Raw genomic sequence first — 22,212 nt, 5'->3', positions numbered from 1 at the left:
AAGATGGACGCGCTCGACGAGCAGCTCGCCGAGCAGCGCGCCGAGACACTGCGAGCGGGTCTCGCCGACTACGACCTGGACGATGAGGACGCCGCGCTCCTCGCCGGCATCACGATGGGCGAGGACGGCATCCAGTTCATGCCCGCCCTGCCGGTGGTGGCGATCGTCGGGCGCCCGAACGTGGGCAAGTCCGCGCTCGTGAACCGCATCCTCGGCCGCCGCGAGGCCGTCGTCGAGGACACCCCCGGTGTCACGCGCGACCGCGTCACCTACAAGGCCGAGTGGAACGACCGGCGCTTCACGCTCGTCGACACCGGAGGCTGGGAGCCCGACGCCCGCGGCATCGACCGCTCGGTGGCAGCTCAGGCCGAGGTCGCGATCGAGCTCTGCGACGTCGTGCTGTTCGTCGTCGACGCTCTGGTGGGCGCGACGTCGACCGACGAGCACGTCGTGAAGCTGCTGCGCAAGAGCGGCAAGCCGGTCTTCCTCGTCGCGAACAAGATCGATGACGCCCGCCAGGAGCCGGAGGCGGCCGCCCTCTGGAACCTGGGCCTCGGTGAGCCGTATCCCGTCTCCGCGATCCACGGTCGGGGCGTCGCCGACCTGCTCGACACCCTGCTGAAGAAGCTGCCGGAGATCTCTGCGGTGGCCAAGCAGGAGATCGGCGGACCGCGCCGCGTCGCGATCCTCGGCCGCCCGAACGTCGGCAAGTCGTCGCTGCTGAACAGGGCCGCAGGCGAGGAGCGCGTCGTCGTGAACGACCTCGCGGGAACCACCCGCGACCCGGTCGACGAGATCGTCGAACTCGGCGGCAAGCTGTGGCGCTTCGTCGACACCGCCGGCATCCGTCGTCGCGTGCACATGGCGCAGGGCGCCGACTTCTACGCCTCGCTGCGCACCTCGGCCGCACTCGAGAAGGCGGAGGTCGCGGTCGTCGTCCTCGACGTCTCCGAGTCGATCAGCGAGCAGGACGTGCGCATCATCGATCTGGTGCTGGAATCGGGTCGTTCGCTCGTGCTCGCGTTCAACAAGTGGGACCGTCTGAACGACGACGACCTCGAGAACCAGGATCGCCGTCGCTATCTCGAGCGAGAGATCGAGCAGGACCTCGCGCACGTCGCCTGGGCTCCTCGTGTGAACATCTCGGCGAAGACCGGCCGTCACCTCGACAAGCTGGTCCCGGCGCTCGAGACTTCGCTGGAGAACTGGGATCGCCGCATCCCGACCGGCAAGTTCAACGCGTTCCTCGCCGAGCTCGTCGCCGAGCACCCGCACCCGCTGCGTGGAGGCAAGCAGCCGCGCATCCTGTTCGGCACGCAGGCCTCGACGCGTCCGCCGACGTTCGTGCTCTTCACCACGGGCTTCCTCGACCCGGGCTATCGCCGGTTCATCCAGCGCCGCCTGCGGGAGCTGTACGAATTCGAAGGCACGCCGATCGTGATCAACATGCGCGTGCGCGAGAAGCGCCAGCGCTGAGCTGTTCCGCTCTGTGTCGGAATCGACGACGCACCCCGGATGCTGTGAAAGGCTGAAGGGGTGACTGTCGTACCTCCTGCCGCCGGCGAACCGCGTCGGCCACTCGGCCCGCTGAACCCCGGTGACGCCTGGGTGATCGCGGACACGGGGGAGAAGTACTGGGGTCGTTTCGGCGCGGCGGGGCTGCTCGCCTACGATCCCTCGCGGGGCGTGCTGCTGCAGCACCGGGTCGCCTGGAGCCACTTCGGCGGCACCTGGGGGCTGCCCGGAGGGGCGCTCCACGAGGGCGAGAGCGCGATCCGCGGAGCGGTGCGCGAAGCGCAGGAAGAGGCGGGCGTGCCCGACGGCTCGGTGCGACCGCGGTTCACGAGCGTGCTCGATCTCGACATCTGGTCGTACACGACGGTCGTCGCCGACGTCGTCGAGCCGTTCGAGCCGGTGATCAGCGACCCGGAGAGCGTCGCGCTGGCCTGGGTTCCTGTCGACGAGATCGATGCGCTGCCTCTGCATCCGGGGTTCGGGGAGTCGTGGCCGCTGCTGAGGTCGCTGCTCGACGTGAGACCCGTTCTCGTCATCGACGCGGCCAACGTCGTGGGCTCGGTGCCCGACGGATGGTGGAAGGACCGCGCGGCTGCGGCGGGTCGTCTGAGGGATCGGCTGGCCGGGCTGGCGGCGCCGGCGGATGATCTCGGGCTCGACGCGACGACGTGGTTCCCGCAGGTCTCACTCGTGGTCGAGGGTCAGGCGCGGTCGCTGGCAGACGACGACGAGATCGTCGTGGTCAGGGCGGATGCCGGGGGCGACGACGCGATCGTCGATGAGGCCGTGCGGCTGACGTCGCTGGGGCGAGCGGTCACCGTGGTGACGAGCGATCGGGCGTTGCAGTCGCGGGCGGAAGCGGCTGGCGCCCGGATTCTGTCGGCGCGCGCACTGCTGAACACGATCGGGCGCTGAGGGCGCAACCGGGTCAGTCGAAGGGGTCGTCGTCGCGTCCGCGCAACTTGTCGATCTCGCGGCGTTCGCGCTTGGTCGGTCGCCCGGCACCGCGATCTCGCAGGCCGAGTGCCGCCTGGGGTTCGCGCTCGGGTGTGCGGTCTTCGTAGGCGAGGGCGGCAACTGGTGCGCCCACGCGTTTGACCAGGATCTGGCGGACGATGAGGATGCGGTCGAACCCCGAGATGCGGATGCGCACCTCGTCGCCGATGCGCACGTGCTGCGCTGCTTTGACCTTGTCGCCGTTCAGCCGGATGTGTCCCGCACGGCACGCGGTTGTCGCCGCCGAACGCGTCTTGTAGGCGCGCACCGCCCACAGCCAGCTGTCGATCCGCGCCGCGTCCATCAGCGGCTCCTCTCTGCTCGGGCTGAGGCGAGCGCGCCGGCGACGATGAGTCCCTGCCCGACCGTATACGTGAGCATGACGGCGGGGCTGCTCCACTCGGGCAGTGCGTCGGGAACGAAGAGCCGGAAGGCGAGGATCGAGTCGCTCGTCAGGAAGAACGCGCCGCCCACCGCGACGAGCGGGTGGCACCGAGTCGAGAACGCGGCTGTGCCGGCGAGCACGAGTCCGTAGATCGCCACGGCGACGAGCAGATCGCCTGAGTGCGGGCCGATCACGATGACCATGGCGATCCACCAGAGCACGTAGATGAGTGCCCACCAGGGCATCCGGCGCCGGGAGAGGTGACGGGCGAACAGCACGATGTACGCCACATGCGCGACGCCGAAGAACCCGAGCATGAGCGGCAGTTCGGGAAGCACGGGGAAGAACGCGCCGGCGCCGTCGCCCAGCCACGAGAACAGCAGCGCAACCAGCAGCAAGACCGTCACCGAGCGTGGCTTCAAGCGCCGCGCCGACACGAGCACCGGGATCGCGAGGAGCGGCATCAGGCCGAGCTTCGTTGGCCCGGCGAGCGGGCTGTCAACGGCCAGCAGGATCACGTGGACTGCCGAGAGGATGATGTAGGGCGCGAACGCCCACGCCAGTGCGCGGAGCGTCATCAGGACTCGACGGTGACGTCGGCGACGCCGTCGTCGGGTGCGAGATGCACGGCGGGCCAGTAGCCCTCAGGGAAGTGCTCGCCGCAGTCGTCGATCAGGTGCAAGATGATCGTTCCGTCGGCTGCGGCCTCGATCGTCTCCAAGGCCAGGTCGGATGCTGCCTTGTCGAGTTCATGCGCCTCCGGCTCCCCGGTGCTGAAGCGGGCGACGACGGCATCCGAGGCCACGCGTCGAAGAACGTCGAGTCGGGAGACGACCTCGCGAAGCCGGGGGAGCAGCGGCGTCACCTCGGCGTGCGTCGTCGCCTCGATCATGAGGTCGACGTCGCCGCCGTCGGTGACGACCGAGCCGGCGTACCAGTCGTGCGTGAGGATCTCGCCGTCGGTCAGTTCCGTGGTCGCGCGGACGAGGGTGCCGAGGACGTCGTCTTCGACGATCGGATGCTGGTCGCTCATGCCACCACGCTAGCGGTCAGCGGGTGAGACCGAGTGCGACGAGGGTCCGCCCGGGCTTCATCTCGGACTTCTTCTCGAAGCCGGCGGCGAGATACGTGCCCAGGGTGCCGTGGAACAGATCGTTCGTGCGCATCTTCTCACCGCCCGTATCGACCGGATAGCCCTCGATCAGACGGGCTCCGGAGGACTTCGCGTGCTCGACGGCGGCGCGCAGAAGCGCGAGATTTATGCCCTGTCCGCGGTGTTCACGTCGCACGACGAAGCAGGTGACCGCCCAGACGCTGTCGTCGTCGAAGGGCTCTTCGGTTGCGGCCGCGATGATGCGCGTGCGCGGTACGCGCGCCTGAGCGGTGCGCGGACCGACGCGGATCCAGCCGGCTGCCTCGCCGTCGACGTACGCGATGATTCCTGGCGGGGGACCCGCATCGATCTCGGCGTGCAGCATCTCGGTGCGCTGCTCTTTCGTGGTCTCGTTCCAGTCCTTGTTGCTCAGAACAGGCCAGATGCACTGGCAGCTCGCGCCGTCTCCGCCGCCGGTGAGGGCATGCTGCACATCGTCCCATCGAGGCGTCGTCGCCACCTCGGTCGTGATCGTCACCATGCACGCGACGCTACGCCCGGCATCCGACACTCGCAACGCTCCCCGGTTCGCGAAGCGCGTGAGCATCAGGCTAAGATAGGGGAGTTGCCTGCGCGAGAGCGAAGGGCAACGGGCTGTGGCGCAGCTTGGTAGCGCACTTGACTGGGGGTCAAGGGGTCGCAGGTTCAAATCCTGTCAGCCCGACCGAAATGCAAGAGGCGGATCGCTCCAAAGGAGCGTTCCGCCTCTTTCGTTTTCTCGCGCTCGTAAAGCGGGGCCGCGCAGCGCAGGAGGCTCCGCGCGCCGCTCTTCTGTGTGCCGTGCGCTGCTGCGCCGACTGTCGGCGCGTGGAGGGCGCTGTGGGGATGCAGCCCGACCAGAAGGCCCGGAAACTCGCAAGAGTCTCCGGGCCTTATGCATGTCGGGGAAACGTCAAGGGCTCCAAAAGGGCTCCGGTTGTCCACAGCCTCTGCCAGGATGATGCCGTGCCGAACCCCTATGACGACGACCTATCGACTCTCCAAGGCCTGAACTTCATCCAGGAGTCTGATTCTGCGAAGCACTTGCTCGCGTACGGCGTTCGGGCGCTTCGAACCGCAGCATTCATCGAAACGACGCGCGACCCAATCATGACGATGCTCTCCATTGGCGTCGAGAAGATGCTGAAGCTCGGCCTCGGCCTCAACCACATCGCGGAGAGTCGCACTTGGTTGCCTCTGAGCGTGCTCAAGAACGAGTACCGCCACAACATCGTCAAGATGGAGACGCTGTTACGAGAGGCGATCCGAGACAATGTCGGACGGGCAACCAACCGCTACTGGGTAGATGAGGCGCTTGCCGCAGTGGAGAACGATCCTGTTTGGCCACCGCTCGTGGCGGCGTTGAATCGGTACGGGCAAGAGGGCCGCTTCTATTACTTGGATGCGCTAGCCGAGAATCCGCAACGAGAGGAAAGTCCGCAGGTGTTCTGGGACGCGGCCGAGCGCATCGCCCTCGAGAACGAGCCTGAACTCGAAGCGCTTTTCCATCGGATGATCGCCGACTACTCACTCTCGGACGAGTTCTACAGACGGCTAAACGAGCGGATGGCAGACAGTCTGCAACGCTACTGGGACTTGGTCGCGATGGCTGGTGTGCAGGGTGTGCTTGGTGACCGAGGCTCGGGCTGGGGCCACGATTTCAAAAATGTCGGCCGCCAGATCATCGGAGACTAGCGACTGGATCAGCCGCCGATAGCGACCACAGGAGCGACCGGCGCGCTCGCAGCCGAAATGTGCGCAGAGAATGCCGCGCGGTGCGCGCTGAAGTCGCGCGGCCGGACGTGGGCGTAGACCTTGTCCGTGATGGCGTAGCTCGCGTGGCCCATCGCCCGGGATAGCTCATGCATGTCGAGCGCCGGGGACTCCAACGCCAGCGTGGCGAAGGTGTGGCGCAGCTCGTGGAAGTGGAGGCCACCGGCTGGGAAACTCCCGCCCGGTGGCGTTCTACGTGGTGAGTGCCAGCGTTGTGGGTACTGATCTCGAGCCTCATGATGCGAAGGCGTGGACTACGGCGAGAACTCGTCACCCTTCTGCCAAGATGTGATCATGACGACAGCGAAGCCTGGAGACCGTAGACCGGTCCTTCGTTTCGCCAAGTCCGAGCTCATAATCGGTTGGAAGTTTTGGGTCGGGTGCATCGTCGCAGTTCTACTGATCGTGCTGGGTGTGTGGGTCACGCCTTCAAACGGCTGGGCAGGCGTCGGCATCGGTGTGGCCGGAGTTCTGGGCGCTACCCTTGGGGCGCTCTTTCAAACCACCCCGCGAGAGAAGGATTTCACCGCAAACGGCGCGAGCGCGGTGCGAGGGCTACTTGGGATAGCGGAGGACGTCGAGAGCGCGAAGGTAGTAGCGACGCAGTTGTCCGAGGCCACAGGGCCAAAGAACGTCCGCATATCGACCGGGCTGGTCGACATACAGGAGCGCTTGCAGGCTGTCCGCCTGGCTTTGTATTCGTCGATGGCTGAGTGGGACACAATCGCCCCCGGCTCACTCGACGAGGTCACGCGGCTTCGGGACGAAGGGCAACGAGCATTCGCTTTGTTCGTGAAGGAGATAGAGCAGGATGGCTGAGGAGAACGAGTTGGACGACGAGAATGCCGAGCTTGCCGAGTTGGTCGAAGAACCCGAGGAGCGCATTCGCGGCAAGGTCGCTGAGGTGGTTAGTGACCGCGAGGTCATTCTGAATCGTGGTAGCGAGCATGGCGTGCGCCCCGGAATGTACTTCGCGATACTCGATCCCGACGCTGTCGGGATCACCGACCCGGAGACCGGCGAACCCTTGGGGGACATCAAGGTCGTGAAGATTGTCGTCCGCGCAACAGATGTTGCGCCCAAGATCACACTTGCCAGAACCTTCCGGACTCGCCGGGTCAACGTTGGCGGCACCGGGGCGCTCGGCTTGGGCGGGTTCGCGCGAGCGATGCAAGAGCCGGAGTATGTCGAGCAGGTCGAGAAGTTGACGCTCGACCGAAACTCTCCGCGCAAGATTGATCCGAATGATTCGGTGGTGGGGCGTGGCGATCCTTTCGAGCTCGCCACGCCCGAAGAGGTCGAAGACGTTCGATCGATCACAGTCTGGGAACCGCGCTAGCGATTGTCTCGCCTCGGAGTGTCGGGGGCGGGTGCAACCATTGGTTTCAGCGTGCCAGGTCGGTGCGTCGGGAACGAGATGGGGACAAAGATGTCAATCGAAATTACGCATGTGCGTTACGGGAGCACGAGAAAGACGGAAGACGAGATCGTTCGCTACAAGTGGCATAGCAACGAGACGAGCGAGAGCGGCGAGAACGACAAGTCCAGCCTCGTAGCGTGGGTCGAAGACGATGGCAAGGCGTACGTCGGCAGCGGCAGCGGCCGATCCCAGGTGGGCGTGGTGAAGCCAAGCAATGCCCAGGCGTATCTTCGTACTTACGCCGACGGACAGTGGAACAACAATCTTCTGAGCCTGCCGACCTTCTAGAGCTGACCGCTCCGAGGGCTCCGGAAGGGCTCCAACGACGCCTGACGTAGCTTCCCGAGTGCTCCCGTCGGCTCTCCCGAAGTCTGCCAGGAAGCGCAGAAAAACGGGGCAAGACGGGGAAAGGCGGGAGCCGTCGTATGCCGCAGAAAGTCGCTCGGGGCTGCCTGGGGGTCAAGGGGTCGCACGTTCAAATCCTGTCAGCCCGACCAGATGACAAAAGGGACCGGCCGAAGGCTGGTCCCTTTTGTCATTCCCGAGTGCTTACAGCGAGGCCCCGCAGCGCAGGAGGCTCCGCGCGCCGCCCTCCTGTGCGCCGCCTCCGTAACTGGCGGCGCGTGGAGGGCGCTGTGGGGACGCAGCCCGACCAGATAGCCCCGGAGAACCGCAGAAACACGCGGATCTCCGAGGCTTTTCCATGCTCTGCGGCGGTCGAAACGACCGTCGACTCAAATGGGTCTCACATGACGACGCGAGCTGCGCCCTCATCCGCGAGAACCCGCTCAGGGTACGAGCACGATGCGCCCGAACACCTCACCGGCATCCATGAGTCGGTGCGCTTCGGCGGCGGCGCTCAACGGGAGAGTGTCGTGAACCACGGGGGAGAGGACGCCTCGAACGGCGTCGTCGAACATCTCGCGTCGCACCCGGGCGATCTCGTCGCGCGGCACGGTGTCGAGGCTGAGCGTTCCGAAGGTGATCGATCGGCGGAAACCGGCCAGAAGCGCGGTGCCGAAGTCAGCGGGCGGGAATCCGCCGACCACGCCCACGGCGATCAGGCGGCCGTTGGGCGCGAGTCGCTCGATGAACCGGGGAAGATCGGGGCCGCCGACGATGTCGAGGATGACGTCGAATCCGCCCAGTGCGTTCGGGTCGCCCGCGCCGGCGCGATCGAGCACGTGCGTGGCGCCGAACGCCCGCAGTCGCTCCCCGCGCTCGGGGGATGACGTGGTGACGGCAATGGTCGCGGCGCCGGCGCGGGCGGCCAGCTCAACGCCGGCCAGGCCGATGCTCCCGGCGGCGCCCCGCACGAGCACGGATTCGCCCTCGACGAGGTGAGCACGTTCGAGCGCGAAATGCGCGACCGGTGCCGCGCCGCCCAGGGTCACGGCCTGGACGGACGAGAGTTCGGATGGCAGCGCGACGATCTCGTCGGCGCGAGCGATCACGTACTCGGCGTAACCGCCCGAGATCCCGGTGAACGCCCAGACGCGTCGGCCGACCCACGCAGGGTCGACGTCGGGCCCCGTCGCCGTCACGACGCCGGCGGCCTCGCTTCCCGGGATCATCCCCGAGTCGCGGGTTGCTTCGGCGATCCCGCCACGGCGGATCACGACATCGACCCCGCCGACGCCGATTGCCTCTGTTCGAACGAGGACCTCGCCGACTCCGGGCGTGGGGACGGGAAGGTCCGTCACCTCCATCCCACTCGGGTCACCGAAGGTTCGGATGATCACTGCGCGCATGGGTGCACTCCGTTTCGCGGCGGGGGATCGAACCCGCCTTCCGAAACGTAACGGACGCCTGCGTCCACTTGACTAAAGTGAGATACATGCCCGCGACACTGCCTCAGGAACTGCGATCCGACGCGAAGGAGAACCGCGATCGCGTCCTCGCCGCGGCTCGCGAACTGTTCGGGACTGACGGTCTCGAGGTGACGATGCGACAGATAGCCCGACGCGCCGGCGTGGGGCCGGCCACCCTCTACCGGCGGTTCCCCACGAAAGCCGATCTCGTCCGCGCCGCCTTCGTGAACGAGCTCGACGCCTGTCGCTCGGTCGTGGTCGACGCCCTTGCTGACACCGACCCGTGGCGCGGTTTCCGGGGCATCATCGAGCGGGTCTTAGTGCTCAACGCCCGAAACCAGGGCTTCACCGATGCGTTCCTCTCCGCCTACCCCGACGCCGTCGATTTCCGAGCACAGCGCGAGGCGGCAGTGCGGGGAATCGTCGCCGTCGCTCGTCGTGCCATCGAAGCCGGCGCGCTGCGTGCCGATTTCGTCCTGGACGACTTCCTGATCGTCCTGCTCGCGGCGCGTGGACTCTCGAGCACGACGGAGGCGGAGCGCACCCGTACCGCGCGTCGCTACGCGGCGCTCGTGATCGACGGATTGCGCGCATCCGATCGGCACGGACCGTTACCCACCGCGCCACGACTCATGCCGAGTGTCATCCCCGGGTAGACCGCGCACCTCCCTGATGAAGGTGCGGACGACTAGCAAGAGCCGGGACCTGGCCCGGACCTGACGCACGCAAGCCATGCAATCCCTGACATGAAATGACGCCGCTTCAGGGGCAGAAATGTCCGGGAAAATCAGGAAACCAAGCTGAACGCGCTACCTGGGGGCCAAGGGGCGCAGGTTCAAATCCTGTCAGTCTTCTCGCGCTCGTAAATTGGGGCGCCGAAGCGCCGCCTCAAGGACCGGCGTGCTATCGGGCTGTCGGTCGCCTGCCGAAGTCGCTCGTGAGCCAGTCTTCGATCAAGGCCCAGGGAAATGCCCGCCGCCCGTGCGGCCCGGGCGAGGTCGCAGCCATCCGCATCGCTTCGAGCCGGAAGAGACGCCAGTCGTCGCGATCGAGATCGAAGCCGACGAGATACCACTTTCGCTCACGGAGAAGATGTCGATGCGGCTCCACAGTGCGTCGCGTAGGGTGACCGCGCCGATCCGTGTACTGGAACGAAAGCCGGCTCCCCGTCGCGATGGCGTCGACTATGGTGCCGACGAGCTCCCAATCGACGGATGTCGGAGTCTCGCGTAGGACTTGCGTCGACAGGGCCACAGCGGCGGCCCGTCGGCGCAGACTCCCCGGCAGAACTTGTTCGAGCTTGGTGCGCGCGGTCGCGGCGGTGGTGTCGTCGGGCAGCCATGCTTCGAGGATGAGCAGACTCGTGATGATCGTCGAGACCTCATCCGCGCCGAGCAGCAGCGGCGGGATCTTCAGGCCCGGACGCAGGGAGTAGACCGCGCCGGGACCCGGGCGGGAGTGGACGTCGTAACCCATGTCGCGCAGACGCATCGCGTCGCGGCGCACCGTGCGCTCGCTGACTTGCAGCCGGGTCGAGAGATCTTGCACAGACCACTCACGCCCTGTCTGGAGGAGGGCTAGCAGATCGAGCGATCGGCTCGTGGGCGAATCCATAGATCCATGATGATCCAAGATGCGGCCACGATCAGGCCGTATCTGCTTCTAGCGTGGAAGCAGTTACGGAAGAGAGGAGCTGTCATGAAGATCGCAATCACGACACCACAGGGAAACGTCGGACGTCATCTCGCGCGGATGCTCGTTCGGTCAGGCGTGAGGCCGCTGTTGCTCACCCGCCATCCGGAGAATCTCCCCGCCGATGTCGCCGAGCACGCCGACGTGATGACGATGGACTCACGGGCGCCGCGTGACGTGATCGCCGCGACGTCCGGCGTCGACGCCGTGTATTGGGTCGATCCGCCGGTCGAGTCACCCGACCCCATGGCTGACTATCGGCGTGCGACGGAGTCCATCGTCGCCGCGGTCGACGCGAATCGGATCCGGCGAGTGGTCTTCCAAAGCAGCGTCGGAGCCGAAAAGCGGCACGGGGCGGGGGAGATCGATGGACTCGCGGAGACCGAGGTCGCTTTGGACCGTTCCGGTGCGGAGGTCACGCACCTCCGGTGCGGGTATTTCTTCACCAACCTCCTGTTCGACGTCGAAGCGGTGAAGGCCGGGCTCGTCAAGACCGTGCTGCCGCTCGACGCACCGATGAGCTGGGTGGCCCCGCGAGACATCGCCGAAGTTGCCGCCGTCACCCTGCTGAACCGCGAGTGGAGCGGCCGCCGCGTCCAGGCTGTGCACGGACCTGAGGACCTGACATGGTCCCAGGTTGCGCAGATCCTCACCCAAGAGCTCGGCCGTGAGGTGCGAGTCGAGCGAGTCAGTGACGAGGAGATGCGGGCACAGTACCTCGACGCGGGGATGCCGCCGGCGATGGCGGATGCGGTGCTGGGGATGTCCACGGGACTGCGAGACGACTTCACCCCTGAACAGCACCGCTCGCTGCTCACCAGTACGCCCACGACGTTGCGGAGCTGGATTCACGAGGAACTCGGGATGTCAGGGCGCTGAGTTGCGGTGCCGAACGCACTGCATCCCGACTCCGATCAGCGACGTGGCGGTCGCGCTCCTCGCGGCGTCTAGCGACGACCCAGGCTGACACCCGGAAGATCGTTCCCGTCTGTCGGTGTCTGCATCGGACACAACTATCAGTGAGCCGTTGGGAGTCGATCGACAATGCCAGCGTCAGAGCCCGAGTCGATCGAGATGTTCCTGGAACCGGATCTGGTCGGGTGAACGTGTTCTCCCGACGATCCGCCGTGACCCTCGGATGCCGGGCCCTCACCAGAGGAAGGTCGCCCCCACCGCCGCGACGAGCCCGAGAACCGCAACGGGCCACCAGAACCACGCCCGCCGCCCGGGCAGGAACGGCATCCGCTGCCCTCGGGCAGACCGCAGGATGAGCACCCCGACGGCCGCGAGGGACGGTGCGAGCGCGATTCCCCACACCCAGCCGCCGACCGTGAACCACGGACCGCCGGTCCACAGCAGCAGGAGCCCGGATGCCGCCCACGCGAGGTCGCTGATCGAGGGAAGCCACGACTTCGCCCGCAGCGCGCGGATCAGCGCGATCGCTCCGAAGATCAGCGCGAGAGCGACGGCAGACCAGCCGACGATGGCGTTCGCTTCCGCGGGGCCAGGGATCGGGGTGCCTGTCGCGTACGCGACGGCGACGTCGTCGACGGTGGCGACCGTGTTCGACAACGCGATGAACGCCGTTCCGGCTTCGGGGTCCAGGGTCAGGAAGGTGCGAAAGCCCCCGGTTCCGCCGTTGTGCCAGGTCTGAGTGCCCGATCCGTCGAAGGACGGCGATGTGATCCATCCCCACCCGATGTCGGCGCCCGGTCCCATCGACGCAGTCGGCTCGAGTGCGGCTGCACCCGGTGCCGTGCCGTCGAGGTTGGCCTGGGCCCAGATCGCCACGTCGGATGCCGTGGTGAATGTCGATGAGCCTGCAGGCAGATACCCCTCGCCCCACCAGCGCGGTGCCCGCGTGCCGTTGAGCAGGAACCCGGGAACGGCATCTGCAGGCACATCGTCAGCCGTGGCCGCGACGACGGTGTCATCCATGCCCAATGGCCCGGTCAGGCGCTCTTCGAGCAGAGCGGCGTAGTCGTCGGCCCCTCCTGCCTCGACGAGTGCGGTGCCGAGCAGGGAGACGGCGAAGTTCGAGTAGAGCACACCCTGGTCGGGGTCGACGGGTGCGATGGCCGCGTCGGCGATCAGCTGCTCAGTGGTCGTCGACGCGTAAGGGTTCTCGTTCAGAAGCAGGTTCGAGAGCGTGTCGGCAGCGGCGGTCGCGCCCAGACCGGGCAGCCCGGAGGAGTGCTGCGACAGGGACGCGAGCGTCACATCTCCCGCCGGCGTTCCTTCGAGCGCGCTGAGGTATTGCGAGAGGTGGTCTTCAGCGGCGACCTCACCGCGTTCGACGGCCTCGGCGAAGAGGGCGCCCGTGAACGTCTTGGTGATCGAGCCGAGCTCGAAGACGGTGTCGCGGTCGGGGGCTCCGGGGTTTCCGGGATCCGCGTCGCCGACGCCCGCGAAGACGGCGCCGTCGGGTCCGATCTCGGCGACGGACAGGGAGCGGAAGCCGTCGAAGCCGCCAGGAAGGGAACGGATGCTCTCGGCGAGGCGTTCGTCACCGGTCTGCGCCGCGCTCACCGTCTGATGTTGAGGGCCGAAGGCCGCGCCCGCAGCCACGGCGGCGATCGCTGCGCCGGCGAGCACGGCGAGCACCGGCATTGCGGATCGGTGAGGACGTGGGCCGGGTGCGGGCGGAACCGCGGAGTCGGTGAGGGTGGGGGAGGTCATGGTGCGGTGCTCCTCAGCTCGCGGCGATCATGGTCAGGACGAGTAGGGGGACGACACGCGCAACAGGAACTTCGTAGTGCCCGCGTCGCGGCGAGGCGAGCCAGCCGGCGCTGACGAGCTGACGCAGATGGTGATAGAGCTGACCCGACGAGGCGAACTGGTCGAGTTCGAGGAGCTCGGCCGTCGTCTGCGTGCCGGCCAGGATGCGGCGCACCAGCTCTAGGCGCACCGGGTGCCCGAGTGCCTCGATCGGACGCGCGAGCTCGCCCCAATCCTTCGCGAGGAGATCCGCAGCGTGGAGACCGTACTGCCAGCGGACGGGGCCGGCCGGCACCTCGACGGCACCCGCCATCATCACGACACCTGGAGCGTGACGCCCGAGCGTGTTGACGAACCACAGCGGGTCGGTCGGGGCGTCCGGCACCACGTCCGCCCCCGCATCCGTCGTCGTCGCCGCATCCGTCGCCGCGGCAGCATCCAGGTCTCGGGCCTCGAACTGCGCTCGAAGGAGCTCGACCTCGCGTTCCAAACGGTCGACGCGCTGCTCGATCTCGTCGCGCGAATCAGTGTTCATGGCTGCAACAGTAGCAATAGTTCGTAATTACGAAGAAATCAAACAATTCGACAAGTGGGGCGCGGGTTCCCCCGGAGGGTGGCTCTATCATGATCGGGAGGGGGCAGAGTGGACGATCGACTTCATGCGCGGCCGCTGCTGACACCGGCGCAGGAGCGCGATCAGGTGATCCTCGATGCTGCGGCCGCGCGCCGCGCGGTGGGGGAGAAGGTGCGCGCCCTTCGCGGTGCCGAAGACGGCCGGCTGCGCATCTACACGAAGGCCGAAGCGGGCCCCGCATGGTCGCGATCGTCATCCTCGCGCGCGGTCTTCGCGCTGAGCGGTCAGCTGGTGCTGTTCGCCATCATCTCTGCGATACTCGCGCTCATGGTCGTGATGGCCGTGCGGTTCGACGGGTCGGAACAGGGTGCGATCTTCGTCGGTGTCTTCGTCGTTGGAGCGGTCTGGGTCGCGACGGCTGTGATCGTGATCAGAAGCATCATCGCCGCGCGCCTGCGCCGGAGGAGCGGACTTCCCGCGCCTCGCCCGAACAGCGACCACCTCTGAGCGACGCTCCAGAAGCTCGAGTTCCGGATCGGCTGACACGTCCGCTACTATTTTGTTCGCATCGCTTACTTAAACCTGGTCCTGAGTCACCGGGCTCGATACAGTTCACTCGACGACTCGGCAGCGCTGCGGAGTGCACCCACGAGGAGAGATCATGAAGTTCTTCCAACGACTCGGACGGTCGATCATGCTGCCGGTGGCGGTTCTGCCGGTCGCCGCGATCCTGTCCGGCATCGGCTATTGGATCAAGAGCGCGGCCGGCGCCAACATCGTCAGCACCTTCCTCAGCGCGGCGGGCGGTGCGCTGCTCGACAACATGGCCCTGCTGTTCGCGATCGGCATCTCGATCGGCATGGCGAAGAAGTCCGACGGGACGTCCGCCCTGGCCGGTCTCGTCTCGTGGCTCGTGGTGACGACGCTTCTCAAGCCCGAGACGGTGGCGGCCTTCACCGGGGCGAAGCTCGACGACGTGCCGGCGGCCTTCGGCTTCGTCCAGAACGTGTTCATCGGCATCCTGTGCGGTCTCATCGGCGCCTTCTGCTACGACCGGTTCAAAGACACGAAGCTCCCCGATGCGCTGTCGTTCTTCTCGGGCCGCCGCTCGGTCGCGATCGTGACCGCCGCGTTCTCCCTCGTCGCCGCGATCGCCCTGTTCTTCGTCTGGCCCTTCGTGTACGGCGGCCTCGTCGCCTTCGGCGAGTGGATCGTCACGCTCGGCCCGATCGGCACCGGCATCTACGGCTTCCTGAACCGCATGCTGATCCCCGTCGGCCTGCACCACGCGCTCAACTCGGTCTTCTGGTTCGACGTCGCGGGCATCAACGACCTCAACAACTTCCTCGCAGGTGAGGGCACCTACGGCGTCACCGGTCAGTACATGACCGGGTTCTTCCCCGTCATGATGTTCGGCCTCCCCGGCGCGGCGCTCGCGATGTACGTGACGGCGAAGTCGACGCGCAAGAAGGTCGCCGCCGGCATCCTGCTCTCCGGCGCCATCTCGTCGTTCTTCGTCGGCGTCACCGAGCCTCTCGAGTTCTCCTTCATGTTCCTCGCTCCGGTGCTGTATGTGATCCACGCCCTGTTCATGGGCATCTCGATGGTGATCAGCCAGATACTACCGGTGCGAATGGGCTTCGGGTTCTCCGGCGGATTCATCGACCTCGTGCTCGGCTGGGCCAACCCGATGGCCGAGAACCCATGGATGATCCTCATCATGGGCGTCGCCTGGTTCTTCATCTACTTCTTCGTCTTCTACGTCGTGATCAAGCGCTTCAACCTGAAGACTCCCGGTCGCGAAGACGATGACGGCCTCGAAGAAGGCACCGACCTCGACCCCGCGGTGAAGGATGACATCTACCTCGCGACCGCCGGAAAGTTCCTCACGGCGCTCGGCGGCAAGGAGAACATCACCGAACTCGACAACTGCGCCACCCGGCTGCGGCTGGAGATCGCCGACGTCTCGAAGGTCGACGAAAAGGCCCTCAAGCACGCGGGGCGCCGCCGGCACGATGAAGGCGGGCGGGCACTCCGTGCAGGTTGTCTACGGGCTGAACGTGCAGTTCGTGAAGGACGCGATGGAACGCATCATGTCCGGTGACGCGGCGGCTCCGGCCGGGTCTGCGGCGACGGGAGCGGTCCTCACGGCGGCTGCGCCGAAGACGGATGCCGGTGTGCGCACTCTGCGTCAACCGCTCGCGGGTACCGTGGTGCCGCTGTCGGAAGTGCCCGACCCGACCTTCGCGCAGGGGATCATGGGCCCGGGCGTCGCGATCCAGCCGAGCGGTGACACCGTGTTCGCGCCGGCCGACGGCACGATCGGGGCGACGTTCGACTCCGGTCACGCGATCGCACTGGAGCTCGACGACGGCACCGAGCTGCTCATCCATGTCGGAATCGACACGGTGCAGATGAAGGGTGACGGATTCGAGACCCTCGTGAAGAAGGGGGATCGGGTCATGGCAGGCGCGCCGCTCCTGCGGTTCGACATCGCGAAGATCGCGGCGGCCGGCTACTCGGCGGTCACTCCCGTGATCGTGCTGAACGACGAGAGCGCGACCATCCGGTTCGCCTGACCGGTCGACGGTGCCCGCTGGCTATAGGGCCGGCGGGCACGGTCGTGTCGCGGCAGCGCATTTCTCTCAGCTTGCCCAGATCTTGCAGTCATGTAATATTGCACGTCTGCAAAAATATCTGAGCCTCCTGAAAGGCTGGAATGTCAACTGTCTCCACCCGTACCGGGTCTACCCCGGTCGCGACATCCGGTGCGTCGAAGCCGATCATGACGCACCGTCAGATCATGTTCGTGATCTACGGCCTCATGGCCGGAATGTTCCTGTCATCCCTCGATCAGACCATCGTCGGCACCGCGATCCGCACGATCGGCGATGACCTGCATGGGCTCGATCAACAGGCCTGGGTGACCACCGCCTACCTCATCACATCGACCATCTCCGTGCCGATCTACGGAAAGCTCTCCGACATCTTCGGACGGCGTCCGCTGTTCATCTTCGGCATCACGGTGTTCATCATCGGCTCGGTGCTGTCGACGTTCTCGTCGTCCATGCTGATGCTCGCGGCATTCCGTGCGTTCCAGGGAATCGGCGCCGGGGCGCTCATGTCGCTGCCGCTGGCGATCATGGCCGACATCCTCGCCCCGCGTGAACGAGCCAAGTACCAGGGCTACTTCTTCGCGGTCTTCGGCATCTCCTCGCTGATCGGCCCGCTGGTCGGCGGTCTCTTCGCGGGCGCGAACGAGATCCTCTGGATCGCAGGCTGGCGCTGGGTCTTCCTGATCAACCTGCCTATCGGCCTCATCGCACTCGGCATGGTGATCGCGTTCCTGCACCTGCCGAAGATCGGCACGCACAAGAACCCGCGCATCGACTGGTGGGGCGCCACTGCGGTCATCGTGGCTCTCGTGCCGCTGCTGCTCGTCGCCGAGCAGGGACGCGAATGGGGGTGGACCTCCGTGGCGGCGATCGCCTGCTACGTCATCGGCGGTCTCGGCGCCATCGGGTTCGTGCTCATCGAGATCGCGATGAAGAACGACGCGATCATCCCGATCCGCCTGTTCCGCTCCAACACGTTCTCCTGGGCGACCATCATCGGCGTGCTCGTCGGCTTCGGCATGTTCGGCGCCATGATGACCATCCCGCTCTACATGCAGATCGTCGCAGGACTCACCCCGACCGAGTCGGGCTTCGCGATGCTCCCGATGGTGGTGGGTCTGATGGCATCGTCGATGGCGGCCGGACAGATCACATCGCGCACGGGCAGGTACGGGTTCTTCCCCCGCACCGGAACCCTGACCACCGCGATCGGGTTCCTCATCCTGACGTTCGTGTCGGCCGGCACTCCCATCTGGTTCATGATGATCGGCATGTTCGTGGTCGGCCTCGGACTCGGCCAGCTGATGCAGTCGCTGACCATGGCGAGCCAGAACGCCGTCGAGGCGCCCGACATGGGCGTGGCCACCAGCGCGGCGACCTTCTTCCGCCAGATCGGCGGAACCTTGGGCACCGCGATCATGCTGTCGGTGCTGTTCACTCTCCTGCCGACGAACATCACGCACAGCATGGGTGACAAGCCCACGCTGACTGCAGCTCTCGACGCCGCGCTCGACCCGGCCGTCGCCGGTGCCGAGCAGAACAAGGCCGTCATGGCGCAGCTGTGGACACCGATCGTCGGACCGCTGCAGGAGAACATCCAGACTCAGCTCGACGAAGGTGCGACCTCGGCGAAGACGGCGGCTTCGGATGCTGTGACCACGGCTGTCACCGACGCCGTGAACCAGGCGGTCGCAGCCGGCCAGGTGCCGGCCGGTGCAGCGCAGACGGTGATCGACCAGAAGGTCGCGGAGGCGCTTCCCGCTGCCGAGGCCGAGGCGCTGCAGGCGGTCGCAGACAAGGCGCACGCCTCCGTGGTGGACGGCGCGGTGTCGGTGGACTGGTCCGACGACACCCAGCGCACGTACTGGGTCGACAAACTCGTGCCCGACATCGCCGAAGAGATCGACAAGGGGACGTCGGATGCGTCGAGCGGATCGAGCGATTCGGTCAGTGATACGTCGTTCCTGAACGGCGCGGATGCGGCCCTCACGAAGCCGTTCATGGTCGGCTTCACCCAGGCGATCGATGTGATCTACTGGGTGGGATTCGGAGTGCTGATGCTCGCGTTCGTGCTGAGCTGGTTCTTCAAGGCTCCGCCGCTGCGGACGCGCTCCGCGCTGCAGGAACGGGCGGACGAGGCGGGATTCACCGCGACAGGGACGATCAAGGTGCAGAGCTGATATGACGAACGACCAGAGCGCAGGGGAGCCCTCGGGGCTTCGCGAACGCAAGAAGAGGCAGCGGCGCGAAGCCCTGCACGAGGCTGCCCTGCGCCTGGTCGAACGTCAAGGGCTCGACGGCACGACCGTCGAGCAGATCTGCGAAGAGGTCGGGGTTTCGCCCCGTACGTTCTTCAACTACTTCCCATCGAAAACGGCAGCAGCCCTCAACCTTCCCGAACAGATCATCTCGCCAGAGGCCGCAGCACGGTTCCGTTCGACGAACGGCGAGCTGATGCCAGCCATATGCGAACTCCTCGCCGACTCGATGAGCTCGGGGGTCGAGCGCGTGAGGCTGAAGAAGCTGATCACCGATCAACCGCAACTGGTCGCCGCCTTCACGCAGTGGATGGGCGCGTTGAAGGCGGAGTTCCACGTTCTGGTCGAGGAGCGTGCGGGTTCCCCTGAGGTGGCCGACGCGGCGATCATGCTGGCTCTCGCGTCGCTGCGAACCCTCATGCACCGCCCGGCTGACGACACGCGACCCGACGCGGTCCGGCTGCTGGAGACCCTCGACCGACTGATCGCCGTGCGCCACGTGACGATGGTCGAGTCCTAGTCGCACACCGACCGTGTGGTGCCGGGAGGATGGACGATTCGACGCGAGTGGCGTATACCGGAGACGAACGACCGAGACGAAGGAGCACGTCAATGACCCACCGCATCGGATACATCGTCGGCAGCCTCTCGCAGGACTCGATCAACCGGGTCCTGGCGAAAGCACTCGTGCGCGTGGCACCACCGAGCCTCGAGCTGTCCGAGATCTCGATCCGCGACCTCCCTCTCTACAACCGTGATGACGAGATGGATCCGGTGACCGCGGTCACCGACTTCAAGAAGGCGATCGAGAAGTCCGAGGGACTGTTGATCGTCTCGCCCGAGTACAACCGCTCGATCCCCGGTCCGCTGAAGAATGCGATCGACTGGGGATCCCGCCCCTGGGGGCACAACTCCTTCGCACGCAAGCCCACCGGCATCATCGGCGCATCCACGGGTGCCATCGGCACCGCCGTCATGCAGTCCTCGATGCGCAGCGTGCTGAGCTTCCTGAACGCACCTCAGCTCAACGCGCCCGAGGCGTACATCACGTTCAAGCCCGAGGTGTTCGCCGACGACGGCCAGGTGTCGGATGCCGGGACGGAGCAGTTCCTGACCCACTACATGAGCGAGTACGCGGCGTTCGTCGAGCGGGTGCTCTCACTCACCGCGCCCGGACACGTCGGGGATCGGGAGTGACCTCGTCGATGTTCGCAAGGGGATAGGGTCCGACGGCGCGGCCGCGGAACTCGTGGGATCTGCCTGACCCGGTTCAGTCGAGATACTCGGCGACGAGTGCGGCGAGGGCGGCGGCGTCGTGAGGAGCATGGCCGCGGGCGTCGTTGTCGAAGTACACGTACACGTCGCGGGGTCGACCGTCCTCCGCGCCGGTGCCGTCGGCCCACGCCGTCACGAGATCGGCCCATTCGCGCAGCTCTGCGGAGGCGTATCCGCTGTGGTACAGCATGCGGGCACCATGCAGTCGCACGTAGGCGAAGTCTGCGGTGAGTGCGTCGAAGCGCGGCCATCGTCCTGCCGTGTCGGCCACCACGAGCGCGACTCCGTGCCGTTGCAGCAGCCGCAGGCTCGACGGATCGTCCCATGAGGAGGAGCGCGGTTCGATCGCGTGGCGGATCGGGACGTCGGCCTCGATCTCGAGCCATGCGCGTCCGTCGAGCCGAGCGTCGTGCCTGCGAGCGAGCTTCTGCGCTTCTCCGGTCGTTGCGGGCAGCGCCTGCAGGAAGTCCTCGAGCAGCTCCGCGTCGAAACGCAGCCGTTCCGGGAACTGCCAGAGAAGAGGGCCCAGCTGCGGTCCGAGGGCCAGCAGGCCCGAGGCGAAGAAGTTCGAGAGCGCTTGATCGACGTTCTTCAGGCGGAGCATGTGCGTGACGTATCGAGAGCCCTTCACAGCGAACACGAAGTCCTCCGGCACGCTCGCACGCCACCTCCGATAGCTGTCGGGCCGTTGCAGCGAATAGAACGAGCCGTTGAGCTCGACAGTGGGGAACCGTTCACCGATGTACTCCAGCTCTCGTCGCTGCGGCAGGCCCTTCGGGTAGAAGTCACCGCGCCACCGGGGGTACCTCCACCCCGAGACGCCGATGCGGGCGACACCGCGGACCTGTCGGGAGGACACCATCGCGCGTCAAGCCCCTTGGCAGCAGAGCCGACGCACGCGCAGGCTCGAAGAACCCCGCACGAGAGAGGATCCCGAGATGTCCGATGCAGAGGAATGGATCGACGACCTGAAGCCGACGGGCGATCTCGCCGAACAGCGTCGCCCGGTCATCGACGAACCCGACGACCCTGAACGCGCGGTCTCGCTCGAGCCGGTGTCCGCACTGACCGAGGCCGATGAGGCCGATGTGGCCGACCAGCGCGAAGAAGTGCCGTTCGATGACGAGCCGACATCCTCGGAGGAGGGGGCGGGGGTCGGGGTGCTGGCGTCAGACGACGAGGGCTTCCTGGAGCAGTAGGGGCGCATCGAGCCGGCCATCGCCGCGCCCGACGCGGTTCCGGGCAGCAGGTCGCTCATCTCATGTCCTTCCTCGATCGTCGTCTTCGACGCTACGTCGGGCATGATTCGAGCGCGCCGGGGTTGACGCGTGCGGATGCGGTCGCTATCGCGCGGACGGCGGAGAGTTCAAGCAGGACGGCCGCTGACGGAGATGGTTGCCCTCTCGAGTCATCCGCTCCCCAGCTGGATCTCCCGAGAGGGCTCACCGCCCTTCCCGGACGGCAGGGGAGGGCGGCGAAGAAATCGCGGCTCTCATCGGCTGATTCCCCAGTCTTCAGCCTGTATCCCCGGTTACGTATATCAGAGTATCGCTCTTTTGTCATGTCCGCCATTTGGGGGACAAAGAAATATACGAAAGTTTCCCGTCCACGTTCGGGGTTGCCGTGGCGGCGGCGGACCATAGAGTGGATCCATGGACAGGACGCTCGTGCTGAACGCGCAGCTCGCCATCGCGCGAGGGCATCGCGTCGAGGTGTCCGAACGGATCGTCGAGGGCGGGGAACCCGCGGTCCTCTCGATCGTGGATCTCGACACCGGCATCCGCTACCGCCGCGCTGAAGAGCCGCGAGGGGAGATCGTCCGCTGGATGGGACGGGTCCTCGAGTGCACGGTCATGCTGGGCGGTGTGGGTGCTCATACCGAACTCGCCGTGGCTCCGGACGCGTCGGGAGGAACGGGAGCCCGAACGGCGCTGCGTGAAGCGGATGCGGCGGTCGACGCGGCGAAGGCGGAGGCTGACCGCTGGGGCGGGACGGACAAAGCGCCGGAGGAGCCCGTCGACCGGATCTGGTGAACGCTCCCTCCGTGT

The 22,212-nt window shown here is 66.4% G+C and carries 25 protein-coding genes, 1 tRNA gene and 1 pseudogene; 17 read left to right on the top strand and 10 right to left on the bottom strand.

Annotation, left to right across the window (positions count from 1 at the left end; genetic code table 11):
* The first annotated feature begins 3 nt into the window (after positions 1-3).
* Together der and QFZ53_RS15275 are read left to right on the top strand one after the other, a co-directional pair.
* Positions 4-1,476 carry a ribosome biogenesis GTPase Der gene (gene der / locus QFZ53_RS15280; RefSeq protein ID WP_307299423.1) on the top strand — a complete coding sequence of 491 codons (1,473 nt, stop codon included), beginning with the start codon at positions 4-6 and terminating at the stop codon, positions 1,474-1,476.
* A gap of 60 nt (positions 1,477-1,536) precedes the next feature.
* A complete protein-coding gene (locus QFZ53_RS15275) occupies positions 1,537-2,430 on the top strand; it encodes an NYN domain-containing protein (RefSeq protein ID WP_307297897.1) in 894 nt (297 codons plus the stop codon).
* A gap of 13 nt (positions 2,431-2,443) precedes the next feature.
* Here the strand turns inward: QFZ53_RS15275 and QFZ53_RS15270 are convergent, their stop codons facing one another.
* From QFZ53_RS15270 to QFZ53_RS15255, 4 genes are read right to left on the bottom strand one after another with little or no spacing between them, the layout of a single operon-like run.
* The gene (locus QFZ53_RS15270; protein ID WP_307297895.1) at positions 2,444-2,815 is read right to left on the bottom strand and encodes an RNA-binding S4 domain-containing protein; all 372 of its coding nucleotides are present in this window, start codon (positions 2,813-2,815) and stop codon (positions 2,444-2,446) included.
* On the bottom strand, positions 2,815-3,474 hold the full coding sequence (locus QFZ53_RS15265) for a lysoplasmalogenase (protein WP_307297893.1): 660 nt from the start codon (positions 3,472-3,474) through the stop codon (positions 2,815-2,817). The genes QFZ53_RS15270 and QFZ53_RS15265 overlap by 1 nt, the downstream gene beginning before the upstream one ends.
* Positions 3,474-3,929, bottom strand: coding sequence for a hypothetical protein (locus tag QFZ53_RS15260; protein ID WP_307297891.1), 456 nt, complete (start codon positions 3,927-3,929; stop codon positions 3,474-3,476). The genes QFZ53_RS15265 and QFZ53_RS15260 overlap by 1 nt, the downstream gene beginning before the upstream one ends.
* Positions 3,930-3,945: 16 nt before the next feature.
* The gene (locus QFZ53_RS15255; RefSeq protein ID WP_307297890.1) at positions 3,946-4,530 is read right to left on the bottom strand and encodes a GNAT family N-acetyltransferase; all 585 of its coding nucleotides are present in this window, start codon (positions 4,528-4,530) and stop codon (positions 3,946-3,948) included.
* 109 nt (positions 4,531-4,639) lie between these two features.
* Here QFZ53_RS15255 and QFZ53_RS15250 point away from each other — a divergent pair.
* Positions 4,640-4,713 (top strand) — tRNA-Pro (locus QFZ53_RS15250).
* Between the two features lie 281 nt (positions 4,714-4,994).
* Positions 4,995-5,723: a hypothetical protein gene (locus QFZ53_RS15245; protein ID WP_307297888.1), complete on the top strand. Its 729-nt coding sequence runs from the start codon at positions 4,995-4,997 to the stop codon at positions 5,721-5,723.
* An 8-nt stretch (positions 5,724-5,731) separates the two neighbouring features.
* On the opposite strand, the pseudogene QFZ53_RS19885 reads toward QFZ53_RS15245, so the two are convergent.
* A pseudogene (locus QFZ53_RS19885) lies at positions 5,732-5,947 on the bottom strand (hypothetical protein); the annotation flags it as partial.
* Positions 5,948-6,095: 148 nt separating this feature from the next.
* On the opposite strand from QFZ53_RS19885, the gene QFZ53_RS15240 reads away from it, so the two are divergent.
* The 3 genes from QFZ53_RS15240 to QFZ53_RS15230 all read left to right on the top strand — a co-directional run bounded on the left by QFZ53_RS15240 (position 6,096) and on the right by QFZ53_RS15230 (position 7,509).
* Positions 6,096-6,620, top strand: coding sequence for a hypothetical protein (locus tag QFZ53_RS15240; protein ID WP_307297886.1), 525 nt, complete (start codon positions 6,096-6,098; stop codon positions 6,618-6,620).
* Positions 6,613-7,140 (top strand): hypothetical protein, encoded by a 528-nt coding sequence (locus QFZ53_RS15235; RefSeq protein WP_307297885.1) that lies wholly within the window; start codon positions 6,613-6,615, stop codon positions 7,138-7,140. The genes QFZ53_RS15240 and QFZ53_RS15235 overlap by 8 nt, the downstream gene beginning before the upstream one ends.
* A 90-nt stretch (positions 7,141-7,230) precedes the next feature.
* Positions 7,231-7,509: a DUF3892 domain-containing protein gene (locus QFZ53_RS15230; RefSeq protein WP_307297884.1), complete on the top strand. Its 279-nt coding sequence runs from the start codon at positions 7,231-7,233 to the stop codon at positions 7,507-7,509.
* 500 nt (positions 7,510-8,009) lie between these two features.
* Here QFZ53_RS15230 and QFZ53_RS15225 read toward each other — a convergent pair whose 3' ends face one another.
* On the bottom strand, positions 8,010-8,930 hold the full coding sequence (locus QFZ53_RS15225) for a zinc-binding dehydrogenase (protein ID WP_307299421.1): 921 nt from the start codon (positions 8,928-8,930) through the stop codon (positions 8,010-8,012).
* 128 nt (positions 8,931-9,058) lie between these two features.
* On the opposite strand from QFZ53_RS15225, the gene QFZ53_RS15220 reads away from it, so the two are divergent.
* The gene (locus tag QFZ53_RS15220) at positions 9,059-9,688 is read left to right on the top strand and encodes a TetR/AcrR family transcriptional regulator (protein WP_307297882.1); all 630 of its coding nucleotides are present in this window, start codon (positions 9,059-9,061) and stop codon (positions 9,686-9,688) included.
* A gap of 247 nt (positions 9,689-9,935) precedes the next feature.
* Here the strand turns inward: QFZ53_RS15220 and QFZ53_RS15215 are convergent, their stop codons facing one another.
* Positions 9,936-10,646 carry a helix-turn-helix transcriptional regulator gene (locus tag QFZ53_RS15215; RefSeq protein WP_307297880.1) on the bottom strand — a complete coding sequence of 237 codons (711 nt, stop codon included), beginning with the start codon at positions 10,644-10,646 and terminating at the stop codon, positions 9,936-9,938.
* Positions 10,647-10,730: 84 nt separating this feature from the next.
* Here QFZ53_RS15215 and QFZ53_RS15210 point away from each other — a divergent pair, with 84 nt between their 5' ends.
* Positions 10,731-11,603 carry an NAD(P)H-binding protein gene (locus tag QFZ53_RS15210; protein WP_307297879.1) on the top strand — a complete coding sequence of 291 codons (873 nt, stop codon included), beginning with the start codon at positions 10,731-10,733 and terminating at the stop codon, positions 11,601-11,603.
* Between the two features lie 270 nt (positions 11,604-11,873).
* Here the strand turns inward: QFZ53_RS15210 and QFZ53_RS15205 are convergent, their stop codons facing one another.
* The gene (locus tag QFZ53_RS15205) at positions 11,874-13,403 is read right to left on the bottom strand and encodes a serine hydrolase domain-containing protein (protein WP_307297878.1); all 1,530 of its coding nucleotides are present in this window, start codon (positions 13,401-13,403) and stop codon (positions 11,874-11,876) included.
* Positions 13,404-13,416: 13 nt separating this feature from the next.
* On the bottom strand, positions 13,417-13,977 hold the full coding sequence (locus QFZ53_RS15200; RefSeq protein ID WP_307297875.1) for an ArsR/SmtB family transcription factor: 561 nt from the start codon (positions 13,975-13,977) through the stop codon (positions 13,417-13,419).
* A 108-nt stretch (positions 13,978-14,085) separates the two neighbouring features.
* Between QFZ53_RS15200 and QFZ53_RS15195 the strand changes: the two genes are divergently transcribed.
* The 6 genes from QFZ53_RS15195 (at position 14,086) to QFZ53_RS15170 (ending at position 20,086) form a co-directional block, all read left to right on the top strand.
* On the top strand, positions 14,086-14,523 hold the full coding sequence (locus QFZ53_RS15195) for a hypothetical protein (RefSeq protein ID WP_307297873.1): 438 nt from the start codon (positions 14,086-14,088) through the stop codon (positions 14,521-14,523).
* A 154-nt stretch (positions 14,524-14,677) separates the two neighbouring features.
* Entirely contained in the window at positions 14,678-16,120 is a 1,443-nt protein-coding gene (gene nagE, locus QFZ53_RS15190; protein ID WP_307297871.1) for an N-acetylglucosamine-specific PTS transporter subunit IIBC, read from the top strand.
* Entirely contained in the window at positions 16,098-16,595 is a 498-nt protein-coding gene (locus QFZ53_RS15185; RefSeq protein ID WP_307297868.1) for a PTS sugar transporter subunit IIA, read from the top strand. The genes nagE and QFZ53_RS15185 overlap by 23 nt, the downstream gene beginning before the upstream one ends.
* A gap of 206 nt (positions 16,596-16,801) precedes the next feature.
* Positions 16,802-18,811 (top strand): MDR family MFS transporter, encoded by a 2,010-nt coding sequence (locus QFZ53_RS15180; RefSeq protein ID WP_373426294.1) that lies wholly within the window; start codon positions 16,802-16,804, stop codon positions 18,809-18,811.
* Between the two features lies 1 nt (position 18,812).
* A complete protein-coding gene (locus QFZ53_RS15175; protein WP_307297862.1) occupies positions 18,813-19,409 on the top strand; it encodes a TetR/AcrR family transcriptional regulator in 597 nt (198 codons plus the stop codon).
* A 92-nt stretch (positions 19,410-19,501) separates the two neighbouring features.
* Positions 19,502-20,086 carry an NADPH-dependent FMN reductase gene (locus tag QFZ53_RS15170; protein ID WP_307297859.1) on the top strand — a complete coding sequence of 195 codons (585 nt, stop codon included), beginning with the start codon at positions 19,502-19,504 and terminating at the stop codon, positions 20,084-20,086.
* 73 nt (positions 20,087-20,159) lie between these two features.
* On the opposite strand, the gene QFZ53_RS15165 is transcribed toward QFZ53_RS15170, so the two are convergent.
* A complete protein-coding gene (locus QFZ53_RS15165) occupies positions 20,160-21,026 on the bottom strand; it encodes a DUF72 domain-containing protein (RefSeq protein ID WP_307297858.1) in 867 nt (288 codons plus the stop codon).
* A gap of 76 nt (positions 21,027-21,102) precedes the next feature.
* Here QFZ53_RS15165 and QFZ53_RS15160 point away from each other — a divergent pair, with 76 nt between their 5' ends.
* Positions 21,103-21,363, top strand: coding sequence for a hypothetical protein (locus QFZ53_RS15160; protein ID WP_307297855.1), 261 nt, complete (start codon positions 21,103-21,105; stop codon positions 21,361-21,363).
* A 453-nt stretch (positions 21,364-21,816) separates the two neighbouring features.
* The gene (locus QFZ53_RS15155) at positions 21,817-22,197 is read left to right on the top strand and encodes a hypothetical protein (RefSeq protein WP_307297853.1); all 381 of its coding nucleotides are present in this window, start codon (positions 21,817-21,819) and stop codon (positions 22,195-22,197) included.
* Positions 22,198-22,212 lie beyond the last annotated feature (15 nt).

It is taken from the genome of Microbacterium natoriense, from assembly GCF_030816295.1.
Classification (GTDB): domain Bacteria; phylum Actinomycetota; class Actinomycetes; order Actinomycetales; family Microbacteriaceae; genus Microbacterium; species Microbacterium natoriense_A.
This window is presented reverse-complemented; position numbering and strand designations above follow the sequence as displayed.